The sequence below is a fragment of the Lentilactobacillus sp. TOM.63 genome (assembly GCF_030361045.1).
Classification (GTDB): domain Bacteria; phylum Bacillota; class Bacilli; order Lactobacillales; family Lactobacillaceae; genus Lentilactobacillus; species Lentilactobacillus dabitei.
Genome location: NZ_JAUCAP010000021.1, coordinates 19,058 through 39,134, shown reverse-complemented (window position 1 = coordinate 39,134; position 20,077 = coordinate 19,058). Strand labels below are relative to the sequence as shown.

The following is a 20,077-nucleotide window of genomic DNA, read 5'->3' as shown; positions in this document are numbered from 1 at the left end:
CAAAACAAAAAGAGCCCTAATCACAAAGTGATTAGAACTCGAATTTAGTTTCACCAACAACAGTTGACGAAGAGCCCCTTTTTTAGATTTCGAAACTTTTTAAACTCATGAGTTAAAACTATTCCACTGTCACACTCTTGGCCAAGTTTCTTGGTCGATCAACATCCAAACCTTTGTTAAGGCTTGTATAATAGGCAATCAATTGAGCTGGTACAACGCTCAGTAATGGTGTAATCATTTCATCAACGTCAGGGATAATAATTGTGTCCCCGTCTTGAGCCAATCCTTTGCGAACAATCGTGAAGGTTTGAGCCCCACGAGACATTGTTTCTTGAAGATTACTTCGAGTCAAATTAGCAGTTCGTTTCTGGGTAATGATCCCAACAACTGGCGTCCCCTCTTCAATTAAAGCAATCGTTCCATGTTTTAGTTCTCCAGAAGCAAATCCTTCAGCTTGCACATATGAAATTTCCTTAAGCTTCAGGGCTGATTCTAGTGAAACAGTCTGATCAATTCCACGACCGATGTAAAATGCTTTACTGGTTGGAACAAAGTACTTCTTGGCAAGGTCTTCGATCATGTCCTTTTCATCGATGATAGCCTGCATCCCTGTGGCAACCAAACCAAGTTGCTGGCGAATATCAAATTCTTCGGCAATGACTTGTTGCTTTGCTTCTCCCAGTGCCTTGGCTAAAATGGCTTCGACACCAATTTGGGCAGTGTAAGCTTTCGTTGAAGCCACTGAAATTTCTGGGCCGGCATGCAATAACAACGTATAAGTTGCTTCTCGGAACAAGGTTGAGTTCTCAACGTTTGTAATCGTCAAACTCTTATAATCGTGAGCGTTAACGTTAACCAAAACTTCACGACTATCGGCAGTTTCACCACTTTGTGATAGGAAAATAAAGAATGGGTTGTCTGAGAGAAGCGGGTTGTCATATGCAAATTCAGATGCGACATGGACTTCGGTTGGCACGTGGGTTAATTTTTCAAACAATTTTTTCCCAACCAAGCCAGCATGATAACTTGTGCCGGCACCGACAATATAAATCCGATCCGCCTGCTTCATTGTAGTGATTAGATCTTGATCAATATTTGGTCGACCAGATTCTTGAGTATAAAGCGAAGCCAAATTACGCATCACGTTTGGCTGTTCGTCGATTTCCTTTAACATGTAATATGGGTACGTACCTTTGTCAGTTTCCTGAGCGTCCATTGAAACGTGGAAGCTATCCCGTTCAACGTGCTTGCCTTCAGCATCCTCAATCACAACTGAATCAGGCTTGATGGTCACAACTTCGCCATCATGGAGTTCCAAGAAATCATGGGTCACGTTGAGCATGGCCAACGCATCAGAGCAAACAACGTTGCAGCCGTCACTCAAGCCAATCAGTAATGGGCTCTTGTTCTTAGCAACGTACAAAGTTTCGGGATCGGTGCTATCCATTAACAGGAAGGCGTAGGATGAACCCTCAAGCAGGCTTAGTGTTTTCAAGAAAGCTTGTTTGGTCGATAATCCTTCAGTTTGGACGAAGCGATCGATCAATTGAACAACGACCTCAGTATCAGTTTGAGACTCAAAAGTCACACTGCTTAGATACTTTGCCTTCAGTTCCTTGTAGTTTTCGATAACCCCGTTATGAACCAAGTAGAAACGGTGGTCTTCAGAATATTGTGGATGCGCATTTGCAACGCTCACAACACCGTGAGTCGCCCAGCGGGTGTGGCCAATTCCGACTGACCCGTGAACTTCAGGGGTAACAGCAGCTTCAAGATTGGAAATCCGCCCCTTACGTTTAACCAGATAATCATTGCCGTTTAAATCATTGACATAGATTCCGGCAGAATCATAACCGCGATACTCAAGTTTTTCAAGGCCTTCCAATAAAATTGAAACAGCATTGTCGTTTCCAGTAACTCCAACAATTCCACACATAATGTATTCTCCTCAGCATTTATAAATTGGTATATACAAAGATATCATTTAAATTAATTTGTTAACACGTATAATCTACACAACTTGGACAAAAAAGTCAATAAAATAGATGAAGTGGTATAGGAAATTAAAATTTACAGAGAGCCGGTGAGCATTTCTTTAAGTAAATCCTTATAAATGAAAAAGCCAGTTGGAAGTTCAGCTGACTTTTTCATCAAATTATTCAATTCCAATTTCTTTTTGGACGACATCAGCGATCCGTTTGGTATAGTCTTCAACTAAATCCTGAGTTGGCGCTTCTGTCATCACTCGCAATAATGGTTCGGTTCCGCTTGGTCGAACTAACACTCGACCATCACCGTGCATCTCTTCTTCAACTTGTTTGATAACTTCTTGAATCTTGGGGTTATCCATCCCGGTCTTCTTTTGATTCGTTTTAACGTTAATGAGTTTTTGTGGGTATTTCTTAACTTCACCAGCCAATTCGGACAATTTCTTGCCAGTCGCTTTCATGACGGACAATAATTGGAGGCTTGTCAACATGCCATCCCCGGTTGTATTGAAATCAAGAAAGACAATGTGACCAGACTGTTCGCCACCAAGGTTATAACCGTCTTCATTCATCTTTTCGACAACGTAACGGTCACCAACTTGGGTTTTCACACTGGTCATCCCGGCACGCTCCATGGCTTTGTACATGCCCATATTACTCATCACCGTTGTCACGAGGGTATTCTTCTTCAGGCGACCACGTTCTGCCATGTATTTACCACAAATGTACATAATGGCATCTCCGTCAACCAACTTGCCGTTTTCGTCAACAGCGATACAACGGTCGCCATCTCCATCAAAAGCAATTCCGGCTTGAACGCCCTGATCCAGGACAAACTTCTGGAGTTGCTCAGGATGAGTGGAGCCCACATGATCGTTGATGTTTAAACCATCCGGGTTAGTTGCCAATGTTTCAAATTCAATTCCCAAATCGGCATAAAGCGTCGTGACCAATTTGCTGGTCGAGCCATTTGCAGCATCAACACAAACCTTGATTCCTGATAAGTCTTCGGAAATTGTCTGCTCAAGAAAATGAATGTATTTTTGGCTGCCTTCGAGATAATCACCGGCGACACCAAGGCCTTGAGCTGCTGGCCGAGGCAAAATGTCTTCAGAACGTTCGAGGATGGATTCAATCTCTTCTTCCATTTCATCTGAAAGTTTGTAGCCATCCGCACCGAAGAACTTGATGCCATTATACTCAACGGGGTTGTGCGATGCGGTAATCATCACCCCGGCATCGGCTTCCTGATTTCTGACCAAATAAGCAACCCCGGGAGTGGTAACAATTCCGAGATTCAAGACCTCAATTCCGACTGAGAGCAAGCCGGCAATTAATGCCTCTTCCAACATTTGCCCAGAAATCCGAGTATCTCTGGCAACCAGCACCTGTGGCTGTTTGCGCTCTGAATGATGCGTTAATACGTAACCGCCAGCTCGGCCACAACGAAAGGCAAGTTCTGGGGTAAGCTCTTTGTTCGCGATTCCACGGACACCATCAGTACCAAAATACTTCATTATAAATTTTCCTCATTTCAAATATAAAATAACAACTAATTGTTTCTAGTAATCTTCACATTAATATAATCTGGATCAAACCCTTTGACATCGTTCAATTTACTGTCAAGTTCAATCTTTTTGGTCTTCGTATTCTTAACGTCACTTGTATCCACCTCAACCTCAACGGAACTTAACTTTTTCAGTTGAGCTTTGGTTCCAAATACCCGAACCCGTTTAGTTGCAGATGTCAACGTAAAGCTTTCATTGTCGTCAGTAATGCCCTTGGCTTCCAACTTAACTGGTAATTCTTTACTGTTGCCAGGCGTGATTGGCAATGTGACATCAGCCGTGGCTGGAGTAATCACAACGTTCACCGTATTCTGATCAGCGTCCAAGGCCTCGATAATCGCTTGACTGTTGATTGATGATTTTGCGTTCTGTGGCACGTTCAGTTGGGCAACAACCGAATGAATCCGGTTAATCTGATCAGATGCCCCGGTGATCTTGACAGTCTTCACGTCTGCCGTGGCGTTACCAGCTTGATATCCAGAAGCCACATTCCCCTTGGAATATTTAACTTGGAGCGGATAACTCACGGTCTTTCGCGGTTGAATATTAACCTTTATTTTAGCCGGTTCAAACCGATATCTCAAATCATTATTGAGCCCTTCCTGTTGAATCCGGACCGTATGACTACCCACGCCAAGCTTTGAAAGGTCTGCATAAACTTTAAAGTTTTGAGTATTAGCCGTTGTTGTAACCAAAGCAGATGGCCCACTCAAGTGAATTTTGACCTTTTCTGGATAACCCGTCACAAAATATTTATTACTATTCACGGTTAGCGACAATGGAACCGAAAACGTTTTTGATTTATTCGAAGTTAATTGAGTGGAGTTGCTACTTTCACTGTCTTGCGTAGATGAGCCCATTTGAGTTCCACCAACATAAAGAAACAGTAAGATAGCAAAAAATAAAGATAGAAGTCGGTAGGCCCAATTATTGAATAGAAACTTTTTCACGGTTACCGACCCCCTTTAAAGTGATTTTCGATGAAAGTCGAAATGGTGTTAATGACTGTTCGATGTGTCGGTTGTGAATCATCGGTTAACAGTTGATCTCGGAAATACTTCAGATAATCATCTTGAGTCATCCCCCGGAGCAACTCATTATTTTGAGTAATTGAAACCTCACCGGTCTCTTCAGAAATCACCACCGTCATGGCATCAGTCAGTTCAGAAATGCCAACCGCAGCCCGATGTCTGGTTCCAAGTTCTTTAGGGATTAAATTACTCTGAGAAAGAGGTAAATATGCAGCAGCAACGGCGACCCGATTATTCTTAATAATTACCGCGCCATCATGTAATGGCGTATTAGGAATAAAAATATTGATCAACAACTCACCGCTTACATCAGCATCAATATCAATTCCAGTTTCGATATACTCTTCGAGGCCGGTATTCATTTGGATCGTAATCAAAGCACCAATTCGGCGCTTTGACATATACTGAATTGCTTTATCCAACGATGAAATCATTTTCTTAGCTGCTTCATTTTCTTGACGTCCACGAACAAACAGGGAACCGCGGCCCAAATGTTCCAAACCTCTACGAATTTCAGGCTGGAAAATGACCACAATGGCAATGACTCCCCAGTTGATGACCTGATCCATAATCCACGAAACTGTCGCCAGACCAATCCAAACACTCACAATCTTAATCAGCAGAATGAAAACAATTCCTCGAAGGAGCTGAACTGCTTTGGTCCCACGAACCATCAGAATTAAATTGTATATCAAAAACCAGACGACACAGATATCAATCAAATTTATAAAATTATGTAATGTAAAAATTCCAGACCAGTCCATTGCGCGCTCCTTAATTAATTTTGTCAGCAATATTATAGCATTCTAATTGCGTGAACATCTAATCATACCAAATTCCGGGGGATCTTTAAATAAATTATAAAAAATAAGCTGAATCCGATTTATTTATAGCATTTGGTTTGCAAAAATAGTTTAATATTAGTTGAGGGGAGGTTTGTCTGATGAGTCAATTAAATAAATGGATTGTCCGAGCATGTTTCATCGTCTGGATCACAATCCTCTACACTTATCTAAAAGAGCCTCCATTCAATTTTTTGGTTCTCAATACATTTTTAGCGTTCATTCCAATTGAGCTAAGCTTTCATATTGACAATACAACACCCAAAAACGGGTTGCTATTCTGGGTCATTGTGCTGGTATGGCTACTATTTTACCCCAATACGCCCTATTTATTAACTGATCTATTTCACTTATCGTTATTAACACCCTATGGTCCAAATGGGCTGCTGAGATTAAATGATGTCATGTGGCTGAAGTTTTCGTTGCTTCTGGTTTCCACCCTGTTTTCGACAATCATTGGTATCTGGGGACTTGATCGCGTTTCAAAAGCAATTAGCTATCGGTTGAGATTGAATCATTTATGGTTCAAGCATGCCATCGTTGTTTTGCTGACAATCTTAACGTCGATCGGAATCTTCATTGGCCGCTTTTTGCGAATACACACAATCTATTTGTTTCTCACACCAGAGTTATTTATTCGACCGCTAATGAATATGTGGAGTCGGCCGGCAATTGTCTTTATTGGCTTACTCACAATTGTTCAGTTGGTCTTCTTCTACACACTGAAATTAATCGGAAGTTCGCATTTTATGAAAGATCAGCAAGAGCCATCAGAAAAATAAATATTTGGTAAAAAGCAAGCCTACTCGGTCACATCCCAATTGAGATGAAAACCGAGTAGGCTTGTTTTGATGATCTTCATTAATTCCATGGGTTGGAAGATCCTAGAGCATGGTTTGAATGGGCAAAATCATTATCGTTCCTGATCATCTTGCAGCATTTTTCATGGACTGCTACTCATCATTCTGATAATCCATTATCAACACCGTTTCCGAATAATTAATGTATTGTCGCAGCCGAGCGGCCATGGCCCAATCAATATTCCCCTGTTCCAGCAGAATTTGGACACCCTCTCTTTCGGCTGCTAGCGCTTTAATTCGCAAATGCTGATATTGCAGTGTATGATCTTGAATTTGTTTTTTGGAATGTTCCTTAGCCAATTCAATCTGATTACGATAATGAATAATCAGATGGTAAACGGATTGGCCGTCAAACCTGTTATTATCAATATCGTCACGGGCAAAATAACTTGATAATTCTTTAATGGCACCTTTGGCCTGCTCTCGTTGAACGAGTGCTAATTCATCGGAAATATCGTGATGACTATGACGTTGAATTAACATTAACGAAATTTTGTTGCGCAGTCTCATAAATTGCTGTGATGTGCCATGACCCAATTTGATTTTTCGACCAATCGAATGAATCATCCGGTTCTCAAGCCGCTGCAGTCGGGCATTGGAAATCAGGAAGGTTTCCTTAGAAATCTCTTTGTCCTTATATATTCGTTGAATTGCCGCTCGCTCACCTCTTAATGCAACCCGTCTAAGTGCCAATTCATCGGAAATGATCGAGTCCATTTCCTGTTTGTTCTGTAATTTCAGTTCTAATCTACGAATCAGGAATTGATAATCCAAAATCAAGTCATAAGCTTCCTTTTGATTACTAGGACGTCGTTCTTCTTCAATTCGCTGAACAGCCAGCTTCATGATATAAACTCTCGCCTGATCCTCAGAAATATAATGTTCGTCAGGGTCGCTATCGGATTCCGTTAGCTCATCCGGATCATTAGCAGCGTTTGCTCGGGTTAATAGCGGCGCTTTATCTTCTGAAATCAACGGTAACATCACTGTTGCCACTACCAGACTGATAATGATGACCCCCGCTGCCACAAACAAAGCCAGTGAACGGGCCGGAAATCCATCCCCGTTTGCAACAACCATTGGGATCGATAAAACTCCGGCCATTGTTACAGCCCCCCGAACACCAGAAAGGCCTGCCAGTAAAGCTGCCTTAAAAGTTGGCATTTCTTTGGTTTTCACGAACTTCACTTTTCGAGATCGAATCGTACTTGCCAATTGATAAACATAAATCCACACGACTCTGATCACCAATAAAATCAGCCAGGCAACGAACGAAATCCCCACTGCGGCAAATGTATTGATCTTATCATTTTGAATCACATTGCTTGTCGCAATTGGCAGCTCAATCCCTAAAATCAAAAACACAATTCCATTTAAGGTATAGATAATAATGTCCCAAGTTCGTTCACTAACCAACTTGAGCTCTGGTTGACTTCGATCCGGGGCAGTCCCGTAAAAGTGAAAAACGATCCCTGCCGCAACCACAGCAATCACCCCGGAAGCATGTAAAAATTCCTCGGTTAATAAATAAACGACAAATGGCGTTGTCACTTGCAGGACAGTGCTAAAAATGACGTCATTGATTCCTTGGCGGTACAGCCAGTTTTCAATGAGTAAAATAATTGCAATAATGACAATTCCACTGACAAACCCCATGATACTTATGTAAACAAAGTCGATGGCAGCCGCCTTAAGGGAGAACACCCCAGTAACCGTTGCTTCAACGGCATATTTAAACGCAATCAGCCCACTGGCATCGTTGATCAAGCTTTCACCACTGACAATATGCAAAATGCCCTCAGGCAACTTTGCTCGCTTGGAAATGGACTGAACCGCAACTGGATCGGTTGGCGACAGAATGGCTGCAAGCGCGAAACTGACCGATAAAGGCATGGTTGGAATTAACACATGAAATAACAAGCCACCAACAATCGTTGTCAAAAAGACCAATGCAATTGCATTAGCCAAAATGGGCCCTCGCAGCTTCCACAGCTCTTGTTTGGGAAATCGCCGCCCATCATTGAACAGAAGTGGTGCAATGAATAGCAGAAGAAACCAATCTGTTTCAAGCGGAATAGAAATTTTCGTAAATATTGCAACCGCCAGACCAATCAGAACCTGAATCAGACTAACCGGCACAGCAGGAACAAAATGATCAACCACATTGGAAAAAATCACTAAGGCCATTAATAAGATAACAGCTTCGAGAATATGCACTAATTACCAACTCCTATTTCGTTGTGGGTTGTTCACCAATAATTCGGACTTCAGTTTCCAAATGAACCCCAAACTTCTCAAATACAGTTGCTTGAACATGCTTGATCACATTTAAATAATCAGTCGCGGTCGCATGATCCACGTTCACAATGAAGCCGGCATGCTTGGTGGAAACTTGGGCGCCACCAATTTGGAATCCCTGCAAGCCTGAATCATGAATCAACTTGCCAGCAAAGTAGCCCTTTGGTCGTTTAAACACGCTCCCACATGACGGTAGTTCTAGCGGCTGCTTGGATGCCCGTAATTGATTAAGTCGATCCATTTCCTTTTGAATTTTTTCGGCAATCCCGGCTCGAAGTGAAAATGTCGCTGACAGGACAATTTGATCGTTATCTTGAACACTGCAGTGTCTATAGCCAAAATCCAATTGCTTGTGAGTCAAGTGAAGGACTTGATTGTCAGGAGATAAAACTTCCGCACCAACCACGACATCATCAATATCACCACCATAAGCACCGGCGTTCATAAAAATCGCCCCGCCGACACTACCCGGAATTCCAGCAGCAAACTCAATGCCCGTTAAAGAATGATGTTGGGCCGCCTTGGTGACGTTAATTAACGAAGCCCCAGCATCGGCAACAATCATATTCTCATGACTGGTAATTTTATTAATTTCAGTTAAGATCATCGTCAAGCCCCGAATACCGCCATCTCGAACAATCAAGTTGCTGGCATTGCCGACAACCGTGACTGGGATTTGATTCTCATTGGCATATGCAAGCAAGGTTTGGCATTGAGCAACTGAGGTCGGTAATGCCAATGCATCAGCAGGACCGCCAGTGAGCGTGTGCGTAAAGTGGGACAATGGTTCATTTAATAAAACTTTGATATCTGGATGTTGTTGTTTTAAGTTTTCATAAATAGTCATCAATTTTTCCTCTGTTTCCAAAACGTATACATTAATTTTACCACGATTGAAGTTTTCAATGTTAGCCAAAGAACTTTCGCGATCGTTCGTTTGTATTTTTGAGAAGATATTTGTACAATAATACTATTAATGAGGTGAAAAAGATGAACTTTGTCGCAATGGACTTCGAAACCGCAAACGCCAAACGGGCAAGTGCCTGTTCTTTGGCGCTGGTCATTGTTAGAAACAATCAAATTGCTCATGAATTTTATTCGTTGATCAATCCAGAAACAGATTTTAGTTGGCGAAACATCAACGTTCATGGCATTCACGAGTCAGATGTCGCAATGTCGCCAACTTTCCCAGAACTTTGGGAACACATTGCACCATTATTTGAAGCGAACAAGTTGGTGGTTGCCCATAACGCATCGTTTGATAATAGTGTCTTAAAACGCACTCTGGAGCGTTATGAATTACAACCGCCTCACTATCTCACGTTGGATACATTGCGGACTTCTAAACAGTTTTATCCAAATTTTGTTAACCATAAGCTAAACACGTTGTGTGACAATCTCAATATTGACTTGCACCATCATCACAATGCGTTAGATGATAGTGTTGCTTGCGCTAATATTTTGTTAACTGAACAGCATCAGTTTGGGAGTAATGCTTTACGACAATTTGTCAAAGCGATTTAGTCCAAATAAAAAAGTGATTTCAGATGTATTCTGAGGTCACTTTATTTTTCTGGGATATTTAAAATCATTTTATAAGCTTCTTGATCATGTTTAGAGAAGGTACTTGCCCGCTTAAATCCCAACTTTTCATAAATATGAACTGCCGGTGCGTTGTTGGCAAATACCGTTAATTCCAAATGGGACAGCATACTGTAATCGACAGCCCACTCAATCGCAAGCTCAACTAAGTTAGTCCCGATCGTGTAACCCTGAAAGTGTTTCAAGACCGCAACGCCTAGTTCGCCACTATCCTGGTCAATTCCATCCACCGTGACAATACCAATCGGTTGGGTTCCATTTAAGGCAATTGCCATGAGATTCGTGTGCGACTGGTTGATTAACCGAATTTGGTCGGCTTCCATCTCCGCGGTGAGCTCGCTTAGGTCTGAGTCCACAAGAAATGTATCGGATTCCCGCTGCAGCCGAACTAGCAACGCCAAAATTGCTTGAGCATCTACTGGTTCAGCCAGCCTAAAATTCACCTCATCACTCATTAGACTCTCCTAACACCTCAGTGATCATTTTGCTAAACCGATCACCCTGGGCTTCAAACGTAAGGGTCCGAACATTATCACCCTGGGCATCATCCCGATGGAAAATGATCCGCAAATATTTTGATGGCAATTCATCAGCCACGAACTTGGACCATTCTACGACATTCACACCATCACCATTAAAGTATTCTTCAAGACCCAGATCATCCCCACCGCCTTCTTCTAAGCGATAGACATCCATATGGTACAGGGGAATACGACCGTCTTGATACTCCCGAATGATTGTAAATGTCGGACTCTTAATCGGACGCTTAATCCCAAGTCCTTTAGCCAATCCCTTGGTAAAGGTCGTTTTACCGGCTCCTAGATCACCATCAAGTAAAATCAAATCTTGAGGCTGGAGAAATTGCGCCAACTTTTCACCAATTTGCATCGTCTGCTCAGCTGAATTGACCGTTACTGTATTTTTCAACCAATCACCTCATCAAAAAGAAATCGCCTTACTGTAAAGCTTGAACAGCAGTAATAATCGCTACTTTATAAACCTCATCTTCGCTACTACCACGAGATAGATCCGAAACCGGCTTATTCAGGCCTTGAAGCAAAGGTCCCATCGCTTCAAACCCGCCAAGTCGTTCCGCAATCTTATAACTGATATTGCCAGAATTCAGGTCTGGGAAGATGAAGACGTTAGCATGGCCAGCAACTTTAGAATCTGGTGCTTTTTTGGCAGCAACCGATGGCACAAATGCGGCATCAAATTGAAATTCACCATCAATTGGGACGTTAGGCGCTTTTTCTTGGGCCATCTGAGTGGCTTGCTGAACTTTTTCAACCATCTCGCCCTTAGCGGATCCCTTGGTTGAGAAGCTTAACATGGCAACTTTGGGATCGATATCAAACGCTTTGGCAAAATCTGCACTGACAACTGCAATTTCTGCAAGTTGTTCCGCATTCGGATTAATGTTAATACCCGAATCAGCGAACAAGAAGCGTTGATCCCCTTTTTGTAAGAGGAACGAACCACTGATTAAGCTGACACCGGGCTTTGTTTTGATGATTTGTAAAGCTGGGCGAACCGTGTCACTGGTTGCATGGATGGCACCAGATACCATTCCGTCTACCTTATTCATGTAAACTAAAGTTGTCCCAAAATAGTTTGGATCCTTTAGCCAATCATGTGCCTTGGCATCATCAGTCTTACCCTTTCGGCGATCAACAATTGCAGCGGCCATTTCATCAATCTGTACTTGAGGCAAATTCTGATAATCGATAATTTCAACATCACCCAAATCAATTGCTGAATCTGCAGCCAATTTGTGAACTTCATCTGGATTGCCAAGTACAATTGGTTTGAGTACTTTTTCCTCGGAAAGGCGACTGACTGCCCCAAGAATTCTGGCATCGTTGCCCTCTGGAAACACAATGCTAATATTTTTCCGGTTGATCTTCTGTTTAAGACTTTCAAATAATTCCACGATTATATCCTCCAATTAATGAGTGATTTTGATTTAAGATGATTGACTCACTTTTTCTGGTAATTGCCAGTCAATTGGCTCTTCTCCCATAGCGACTAGCGCCTCGTTGGTCTTTGAAAATGGTTTGGATCCGAAAAATCCGCGATTTGCCGAAAGTGGACTTGGATGGGCCGACTGAATCACGATATTTGTGTCGGTATCAATCAACGCAATCTTATCTCTGGCTGCCCGCCCCCATAAAATAAAGACGACCGGTTTTTCTCTGGCAGATAATTTTTTTATGGCTGCATCAGTGAGCTGCTCCCAACCTTTGCCCTTATGCGAGAATGCTTGGCCGTTTCGGACAGTCAAAACTGAGTTGAGTAACAAAACCCCTTGCTTAGCCCAACTCACCAGGGAGCCATGCTGAACAGGTTTGATGCCCAAGTCGGACTGTAATTCTTTGTAAATATTTTGAAGTGAAGGGGGAATTCTGACACCCGGCATTACAGAAAAGCTGAGCCCTTGAGCCTGATGAGGTTCGTGATATGGGTCCTGCCCCAAAATCACCACTTTCACTTTGTTAAATGGCGTGAGCTTAAATGCTTCAAAAATATTATCCATATCTGGATGAATATACTGGGTTTGGTACTCTGAAATTAAAAATTTTCTTAATTGCTGGTAGTACGTTTTCTCAAATTCTGGTTCCAAAACATCCCACCAGTCATTGTCAATAAACTGTTTCATTTGCAACACCTCACAATCGATTTTACCATATTCATTTTTAAATAACGAGAGTGAGACAGGAGGTTTGAGGATTAGAGTGTCAGTAAAGAACCAACTATTAGATTTGTGACCGGTGATCGGAATCAGCGTTTTGCTAAAAGTTGAGTTGATACCACCAGCTACTGGCACAAAAATACTTTTCTCTCCAACGCATGTGTTAAAATGATAATATTAAACGAAAAGGAAATGCGTCTATGAGCCGAATAATTCAACTAAATTTATCCGAATTGGACCATACCAGATCCAGTCGGGTAATCGATGAATATAAAGACACAAAATATCTCATTGTCGGGAAATGGGGCTTAGTTTCTGACACTTTTTCTGTTTACTCGATAACGGGTGACATCCTAGCAAAAGTACGCCAACAATCGATGGGGAGGACGCCGAAATTTGACATTTTCTTTCTCCACCAGTTTGTTGGCAGTTCCGTCATCAACATTTCGATGCATTACACAACTATTTTTATCAATGGCCTCAATTGGCTGGTTATTGGCAATCAAGAGAAACAAAGTTATACCATTTGGCATCGACGGGAAAAGATTGCCACAATCAAATCATATGGCCAGTCTGATCAAATTATCCGACTGATTAAGGTAGATACGTTTAAACATGAACCGCTGGTTGTAGCGATCGCTGCCATTTTAAACCATCCCTCATTGGTCCACACATCAAGAATCAAACTACGGGATCTGGGGACATTGGCTGCCAAACCCAATCCAAATTGGGAAAACTCTCAGCCGTTCCATTTTAAATGTCAAACAATCCTGAAATCTAAAAGAAAACAGGAATGAACAAAAAGAGCCGCACTCAAAATTAGAATGTGACTCTTTTTTAGTTTAACGGCCAAAATACAATTACCTTTGAGAAGGCATTTTTTGGCAATTATTTTAATAGTGCTTCATAACTCGTTCAATCTGGCGCTTTTGGTCTCGGCGCTTAATTGTTTCTCGCTTGTCAAACTCACGTTTACCTTTTGCGACACCAATCAGCACCTTGGCAAAACCTTTTTTAAGGTAAACCTTCAGTGGCACAATGGTTACCCCTTTGTCTTGGGTCGCTTGCGCCAATTTATTGATTTGCTTTTTATGAAGTAATAATTTTCGATTTCGAAGCGGATCATGATTGAACTGATTTCCCTGCGCATACTCACTAATATGCACATTCATCATCCACGCTTCATTGTTTCTAATTTGAACAAAGCCATCTTTTAAGTTGATTCGGCGTTCCCGGATCGATTTAATTTCTGTTCCGGTTAAAACAACACCTGCCTCGTATGTTTCGAGGATCGAATAATCATGACGGGCTTTTTTGTTTTGTGCCATTAGATTATCGTTATTTTGTTTTGGCTTTTTCTTGACCATGCAACCACCTTACTTTAATAATTATCGTTTGTTGCGATTATGGTTACTGCCACCACCGTGATTATTGCCACGGGAATTTCGATTATTGCCATGGCGATTATTGGCGTTACCATGGTTATTGTTTGAATGGAAATTCGAATGCCCATGATTATTATTGCCGCCACGGCGATTACTGTCATGCGAATATGATCGTTTAGGTAACATATTGCTTTGGGGGGTCTTTTCAGGGTCAACCACGTCAAAGTCCACAGCACTCTGCTTAACATCGACATTGACAACTTTTACTCGAATTGGTTGACCCATCTTGTAAGTCCGCCGTGTGTTTCGACCAACTAAAGCCATAAACTGTTCAACATATTGATAGTAGTCATCATTCATTCGACTAATATGAACGAGTCCTTCAACTGTGTTTGGTAACTCCACAAACAGGCCAAACTTCATGACTGAGCTGACCACCCCATCAAATTCTTCACCAATGTGGTCGTTCATATATTCAGCTTTCTTCATCGAATCGGTATCCCGCTCTGCATCCACAGCCCGGCGCTCATATTCAGAAGTCGTCGTGGCAATTTCGTCCAGCACATTACCATACTTCTTCTTAGTCTCATTGTTAATGCCGTTGTCTTCATAGTAATGGATCAACCGATGAACCATCGTGTCAGGATAACGTCTAATTGGCGACGTAAAGTGGGTATAGTATGGAGCGGCTAACCCGAAGTGCCCAAGCGATTGATCAGCGTAACGGGCTTGCTTCAAGCTCCGTAATAACATAACCGAAACCATCATCTCTTCTGGTTTACCGGCAACTTTCTTTAAAACATTTTGGAGAGTCTTCGGCGTAACGTGCTCTGGATCACCCTTGACGTTAATACCAAAGGCCGTTAACGTCTGGAAGAAAGTTCGAATTCGATCTGCGTCGGGTGTTTCATGGACCCGGTAAATGAATGGGACGTGTTTGTCAGAATAATGCTTGGCAACTGTTTCATTGGCAGCTAACATGAATGATTCAATCATTCGTTCAGCCAATCCCCGAATTCGCAGCTTAATGTCGATTGGGTGACCTTTTTCATCAACAATGATTTCTGCTTCATTATCATCGAAGTCAATTGCTCCACGCGCCTTACGATGCTTATAAAGAATCTTATGAAGCTGACCCATCACTTCAAACATTGGCACGAGCTTCTTGTAATGTTCCATGGTCTTTTCATCATGGGATTCTAAGATCTTGTTGACGGCCGTGTAGGTCATTCGAGCAGTTGAGCGCATCAAACTTGGGTGAATTCGGTGATTGATCACGTTTCCTGATTGATCAATCTCCATCTCACAACTCATACATAACCGCAGTTCGCCCTCATTAAGAGAACAAATTCCGTTAGAAAGTCGCCGCGGTAGCATTGGGATAACCCGATCAGTCAAATAGACTGATGTCCCACGTCTGAAAGCTTCCTTATCAAGCAAACTATCGGGCTTCACATAGTGGCTCACATCCGCAATGTGAACGCCCAGATGGAAGTTGCCGTTTGGTAATTTCCAAGCGGTCACCGCATCATCCAAATCCTTAGATGATTCGCCATCGATGGTGACCAAATCTTGATCGGTAATATCTTCTCGGCCAACTTTTTCTGCTTCGGTCACATGATCGGGAATTGCATCGGCAGCCTGAAGAACGTCCTCATGAAACTCGGCAGGAATGTCATGGGCATACACAATCTGTAAAATATCAATTCCAGGATCATCAACTGAACCAATTACTTCGTCAGCAATTCCGACCATGTAGTCGGGATGCTTTGCATTGGGATATTCCACGATCTGTGCAGTGATTACTTCACCTGGTGTTGGTTTGAGGCCAACATCATTAATATAAAATTTATATTTAGCAATTTTCTTATCGTTTAACGTCAATTGGCCAAAGTAGCCCTTGTCATCGTCCGTTTTGCTAAATGGGCCAACAACCCGTGTATATTTTCGATCGGTAATTGCGGTTACTTTACCTTCCGGGCCACGATCGGAACCTGGTTGAGCGGGACGAACAATTGTCATGTCAACCGTATCGCCATTCAAGGCATTCATGGTGTTATCCGGTGCAATATAAGCGTCAGGGGCTTCATCGTCATAAGCGACAAACCCAAAACCTTTATCGTTAGCATGGAAAATACCACTCAATTTTTGTTTATCAGGATTGAGTTTAAATTTACCTTCATCAGTCACAACGGCGATATTTTCACGTTCCAGTGCAGCCAACTCCTGAACAATCAGTTTAAACGCAGCTGAACCATGTGACCGAATAACGTCAGCAATCTTTTCAACAGTAAAAACGTTGTCCGGATATGTCCGCAAAACATTTTCTATTTCATTTTTCAAATCATTATCTTGCAATCTATATTCCTCTTATTATTCATAAAGTTTAGTTAAAAATTGGCTTAAATCGCTTTCAAGCTGTTTATGAGCCTTATTAACGGTAATCATATGAGTTGCCTCAGGATATTCGTGGTAACTCACTTGGGCATTCACAAGGCTGTCCCGCAGCAAAGATGCGCTATCTGGATTAACAATTTCGTCTGCTAACCCTTGGCCAATAAAGTAAGGCTGATGGATTTCAGGCAAATGATCAGCTACTGTTGCAGTAAAATCAGCAATCCGCGTCAACATGTCATCAACATGATTCTCCAGCCATTCCAGCTTTGAATTCATTTTGGCCTCACTAATATGATACCTGATATAGTTGGCTTTTGCCATCTGCATAAACGTATCATGAACACTAAATTGCCGTTTGCGAAGAATCGGCGACCCAAATGAACCCCCACCGGTAAGATATGGATCCATCTCAAGTGCTTTGGCAGCGAATGTTCCACCAAGTGAGACCCCAAAAAGGCTAATGTGTTGATATCCTTTGCCCTTTAGAAATGCAACTGCCGCTTGCGTATCCGCCCACCATTTTTCGGGAGACCCTTGCTGGAGAATATCCATAAAATCCTGTGTCATGTGCCCAGTGAACAACGGGGCATAAACCGTGTAATTTTCACGCTCCAGGTACCTGGCAAGCAATCGAACATCAACCGGCCCGCTGGCAAACGCATGAAGCAAAATTACTGCATCAGGTCCATGCTCAAAGTAAAAAGATTTAATTGGTGTTTGCTGCATCACAGTCATCCCTTTAATCTCACATTATCAATTATAATAAAAATCCTCCTGCATTTAAACAGGAGGATTGAATACTAATGCGATGATATCCAAACTAACGCCAAAGCTAAGACAAAGAAGATCACGCCTAAAACAACAGTTGTTTTTTGCATAAATGCTTCGAAACCACGTGGCTTCTGCTTGGCAAACAGGTCATCGGCTCCGCCAGTTAAGGCAGACATAGCATCGTTAGTTTTTGATGGTTGCATTAAAACTGCGATTGTGATTAACACACAATCAATCAGTAACAATGTTAACAAGAAATTGTACACTTTACAGCCTCCTACCGTTAAATCGGCTTAACACTACTCATACTAAGTTAACACATTATTTAAAAATGCGCTACCTTTTAATGCTAAGTTTCTGTTGCGAGAGTAACTAATTGATGAGTTGCCATAACTTGATTGTGAGTGGAGACATTAATATATAAAGTATCCCCCCAGCGAATTAACGTATTTCCAGATGGTACAATTTCCAATCCGTTTCGTTGAATTTTAGTTAGCAGAGCGCCACGAGGCCATTTAATCTGGCCGACAGTCCGGCCATCCATTAGTGACCCGGCATACACCGGTTGAATAATTTGAGCAGTTTTTCCAAGGTTCAACTGTTCTTTGGTTTTTAACAATTGCCGTAACATTGAGTAATAAACTGGTTTGCCATCAAGAAAGTCAATCACAGCATAGGCCACTAATGACGCCACGGCAAGCCCTAGCAAATGTGACAACGTGCCAACCATCTCTGTTATCAGAAGGATTGCCGTGAATGGTGCCTTACTAATTGCCGCAAAGTAGCCCGCCATCCCCATAATGATGAAGGTTGAAAAATATAGCGGATCCAGCAGATGTAAGCCAACTAATACGTTGCCAACAATGGCGCCAATTAAGCCGCCCAAACATAGAATGGGCAAGAAAATTCCGCCGGGAAGCCCACTCCCATAAGAAATCATTGAAAACACAAAACGAAGGACGAAAAAAAGAACCAATAGTAACGTCGAATAACCGGCAGCGTTGAGGTGCAAAATAATGTCACTGCCACCACCTAAGAGACGGGGGTAAGCCATTCCCATTGGGATAACCAAAATTAAAGGAATAATCCCGTTGAAGTACCAAGGCAGATGCGTGTGAGCGTACCACTTACCGATCCTCAAGATAATAAATTGATATAATCGACCGAGACCGCCTAGAATAACCCCTAACGCAAGTACCCAAACAAAATATTTCAATGGTAACGGCGTACTACGCATGTATAAAACTGGTTTGAGACCAAAAACGTAGGCGGCAACCATATCAGAAGTAATAGCGGAAGTTAAAGAAACAATCCAAATATTGGTTGAAAAATTGTGATAAATTTCTTCGAGGACAAACAATGTACTCGCAATTGGTGCATTAAACGCCGCACTCAATCCAGCGGCGGCACCACTTGAAATAAGCACCTGACGATCAAATCCCACCTGTTTAAACAGTCTGGCGACCCCCTGACCAAGGGTTGATCCCAATTGAATGGACGGACCTTCACGGCCAAGATAAAGACCACTACCGATGGCTAAGATCCCGCCGACAAATTTACGCCAGAGAATCGACCACCAATTATAGTCGATTTCTCCAAGCAACTGACCTTCAACTTGAGGAATCCCAGAACCCTTGATATCTGGCTGTTGTTTTAAAAAAATACCAGCAACGAGGCTAATGATTAAATTAATTGCTAAACAGGCCAGTAGCAAGTCAAGATGATGCAAAGAATTTGTATATAAATATCTCATAAAAACGAGGAGATGCTGAATGGACCAGCGGAACACCGAGACAATCGACCCGGCTAGTATCCCAATAATTATGCCGTTCCCAATTGCTTTTATTTGTGATAATTTATAACTTCCGTGAATTTGCACTGTCCTCATCCTTTAGTTAATGTCTGCTACTAATCATATCATAATTGGCGGGCACGTTTAAGAATCTTTTGGCCGGCTAACCCAATCAATAACAACCACCCAATAATTGCACTCTTGCCGACCGTTGCTTCGCCAGTTTGGGGAAGCTTGGATTGACCCTCTTTGTCGGCAAGGCTATGTGTTTTGGTATCACTATCTTGAGAGGCTTGGCTTGAATCAAACTTTTTTGCTGAATCGGGTTCTTCCGAATCTTTTTTTGCCGTAGTTACGACCGAGTTATCAGAATGGGCACCATCAGACCGATCTTTCTGGTAATGGAATTGAATGACTTCTGGAAGTAAATTATCTACCTTAATCGTTTTCTCTTGATCTAAGGCGCCATAACCATCAATGGTAGTTGGTGAGACCGTCAAATCAGTTGCAAAATCCACCGTAATTGCTCTGCTGGAAATTTTTTTGCCGTTCTCATCAATATTAACAACCTTAAATGTAACCTTTTTCGGAAGATAATGCAGCGTGAAAGTGTTAGTCCTTTCGTCGTAGTTAGTGTGTTGCCAGTTGTAACCATAAAATTCGATATTGTCATTTAACATGTTTTGCAACTCATTGTTAGAAACGGTCGCTGTTTTATTAAATAGTTGATGCGAATGATTGTCGATGCCGATAAGATGAATGGTTTGGGTCCGAGCTGTAATCGACGATTCTTTCTTGGCTGGCTTAGCAGTTAACGGACCATTTTGTTTATTATTCAAATCAGCAGTTGC

Annotated in this window: 19 protein-coding genes; 3 read left to right on the top strand and 16 right to left on the bottom strand. The window is 42.1% G+C overall.

The features are described from left to right. Positions 1-118: 118 nt before the first annotated feature. The 4 genes from glmS to cdaA all read right to left on the bottom strand — a co-directional run bounded on the left by glmS (position 119) and on the right by cdaA (position 5,351). Positions 119-1,936, bottom strand: coding sequence for a glutamine--fructose-6-phosphate transaminase (isomerizing) (glmS, locus tag QUF07_RS05960; protein ID WP_289426987.1), 1,818 nt, complete (start codon positions 1,934-1,936; stop codon positions 119-121). A 219-nt stretch (positions 1,937-2,155) separates the two neighbouring features. Beyond that, complete coding sequence (gene glmM / locus QUF07_RS05955) at positions 2,156-3,505, bottom strand: phosphoglucosamine mutase (RefSeq protein ID WP_289426986.1); 1,350 nt, start codon at positions 3,503-3,505, stop codon at positions 2,156-2,158. A 35-nt stretch (positions 3,506-3,540) separates the two neighbouring features. Next, positions 3,541-4,506, bottom strand: coding sequence for a CdaR family protein (locus QUF07_RS05950; protein ID WP_056981079.1), 966 nt, complete (start codon positions 4,504-4,506; stop codon positions 3,541-3,543). Between the two features lie 2 nt (positions 4,507-4,508). Further along, positions 4,509-5,351 (bottom strand): diadenylate cyclase CdaA, encoded by an 843-nt coding sequence (cdaA, locus tag QUF07_RS05945; RefSeq protein WP_054746736.1) that lies wholly within the window; start codon positions 5,349-5,351, stop codon positions 4,509-4,511. A gap of 179 nt (positions 5,352-5,530) precedes the next feature. On the opposite strand from cdaA, the gene QUF07_RS05940 reads away from it, so the two are divergent. Continuing rightward, positions 5,531-6,211: a DUF1361 domain-containing protein gene (locus QUF07_RS05940; RefSeq protein WP_217163166.1), complete on the top strand. Its 681-nt coding sequence runs from the start codon at positions 5,531-5,533 to the stop codon at positions 6,209-6,211. A gap of 171 nt (positions 6,212-6,382) precedes the next feature. Here the strand turns inward: QUF07_RS05940 and QUF07_RS05935 are convergent, their stop codons facing one another. Both QUF07_RS05935 and murB read right to left on the bottom strand, forming a co-directional pair. Continuing rightward, positions 6,383-8,506, bottom strand: a complete 2,124-nt coding sequence (locus QUF07_RS05935; RefSeq protein ID WP_289426985.1) for a Na+/H+ antiporter — start codon at positions 8,504-8,506, stop codon at positions 6,383-6,385. Positions 8,507-8,519: 13 nt separating this feature from the next. Then, entirely contained in the window at positions 8,520-9,434 is a 915-nt protein-coding gene (gene murB / locus QUF07_RS05930) for a UDP-N-acetylmuramate dehydrogenase (RefSeq protein WP_217163162.1), read from the bottom strand. 125 nt (positions 9,435-9,559) lie between these two features. Here murB and QUF07_RS05925 point away from each other — a divergent pair, with 125 nt between their 5' ends. Next, a complete protein-coding gene (locus QUF07_RS05925) occupies positions 9,560-10,111 on the top strand; it encodes a 3'-5' exonuclease (RefSeq protein WP_263862398.1) in 552 nt (183 codons plus the stop codon). A 41-nt stretch (positions 10,112-10,152) separates the two neighbouring features. Here QUF07_RS05925 and QUF07_RS05920 read toward each other — a convergent pair whose 3' ends face one another. The 4 genes from QUF07_RS05920 to QUF07_RS05905 are packed head-to-tail and all read right to left on the bottom strand — an operon-like array spanning position 10,153 to position 12,848. After that, positions 10,153-10,644, bottom strand: coding sequence for a GNAT family N-acetyltransferase (locus tag QUF07_RS05920; protein ID WP_217163160.1), 492 nt, complete (start codon positions 10,642-10,644; stop codon positions 10,153-10,155). After that, positions 10,637-11,116: a tRNA (adenosine(37)-N6)-threonylcarbamoyltransferase complex ATPase subunit type 1 TsaE gene (tsaE, locus tag QUF07_RS05915; protein WP_217163157.1), complete on the bottom strand. Its 480-nt coding sequence runs from the start codon at positions 11,114-11,116 to the stop codon at positions 10,637-10,639. Before tsaE ends, QUF07_RS05920 begins: the two co-directional genes overlap by 8 nt. Before the next feature lie 28 nt (positions 11,117-11,144). Then, on the bottom strand, positions 11,145-12,122 hold the full coding sequence (gene pta / locus QUF07_RS05910; protein ID WP_217163151.1) for a phosphate acetyltransferase: 978 nt from the start codon (positions 12,120-12,122) through the stop codon (positions 11,145-11,147). A 33-nt stretch (positions 12,123-12,155) separates the two neighbouring features. Continuing rightward, a complete protein-coding gene (locus QUF07_RS05905; protein ID WP_217163149.1) occupies positions 12,156-12,848 on the bottom strand; it encodes a uracil-DNA glycosylase in 693 nt (230 codons plus the stop codon). A 233-nt stretch (positions 12,849-13,081) separates the two neighbouring features. Here QUF07_RS05905 and QUF07_RS05900 point away from each other — a divergent pair, with 233 nt between their 5' ends. Beyond that, positions 13,082-13,678, top strand: coding sequence for an LURP-one-related/scramblase family protein (locus QUF07_RS05900; protein ID WP_217163147.1), 597 nt, complete (start codon positions 13,082-13,084; stop codon positions 13,676-13,678). A 96-nt stretch (positions 13,679-13,774) separates the two neighbouring features. Here QUF07_RS05900 and smpB read toward each other — a convergent pair whose 3' ends face one another. The 6 genes from smpB to QUF07_RS05870 form a co-directional block, all read right to left on the bottom strand. After that, positions 13,775-14,248 (bottom strand): SsrA-binding protein SmpB, encoded by a 474-nt coding sequence (gene smpB / locus QUF07_RS05895; protein WP_056981089.1) that lies wholly within the window; start codon positions 14,246-14,248, stop codon positions 13,775-13,777. A gap of 21 nt (positions 14,249-14,269) precedes the next feature. Next, positions 14,270-16,624: a ribonuclease R gene (gene rnr / locus QUF07_RS05890; protein ID WP_289426984.1), complete on the bottom strand. Its 2,355-nt coding sequence runs from the start codon at positions 16,622-16,624 to the stop codon at positions 14,270-14,272. A 15-nt stretch (positions 16,625-16,639) separates the two neighbouring features. Beyond that, entirely contained in the window at positions 16,640-17,398 is a 759-nt protein-coding gene (locus tag QUF07_RS05885) for an alpha/beta hydrolase (protein WP_249778465.1), read from the bottom strand. 65 nt (positions 17,399-17,463) lie between these two features. Further along, entirely contained in the window at positions 17,464-17,700 is a 237-nt protein-coding gene (gene secG, locus QUF07_RS05880; RefSeq protein WP_054746741.1) for a preprotein translocase subunit SecG, read from the bottom strand. Positions 17,701-17,783: 83 nt separating this feature from the next. Further along, entirely contained in the window at positions 17,784-19,322 is a 1,539-nt protein-coding gene (locus tag QUF07_RS05875) for a ClC family H(+)/Cl(-) exchange transporter (protein ID WP_289426983.1), read from the bottom strand. A gap of 29 nt (positions 19,323-19,351) precedes the next feature. Then, a complete protein-coding gene (locus QUF07_RS05870) occupies positions 19,352-20,065 on the bottom strand; it encodes a hypothetical protein (RefSeq protein WP_289426982.1) in 714 nt (237 codons plus the stop codon). Positions 20,066-20,077 lie beyond the last annotated feature (12 nt).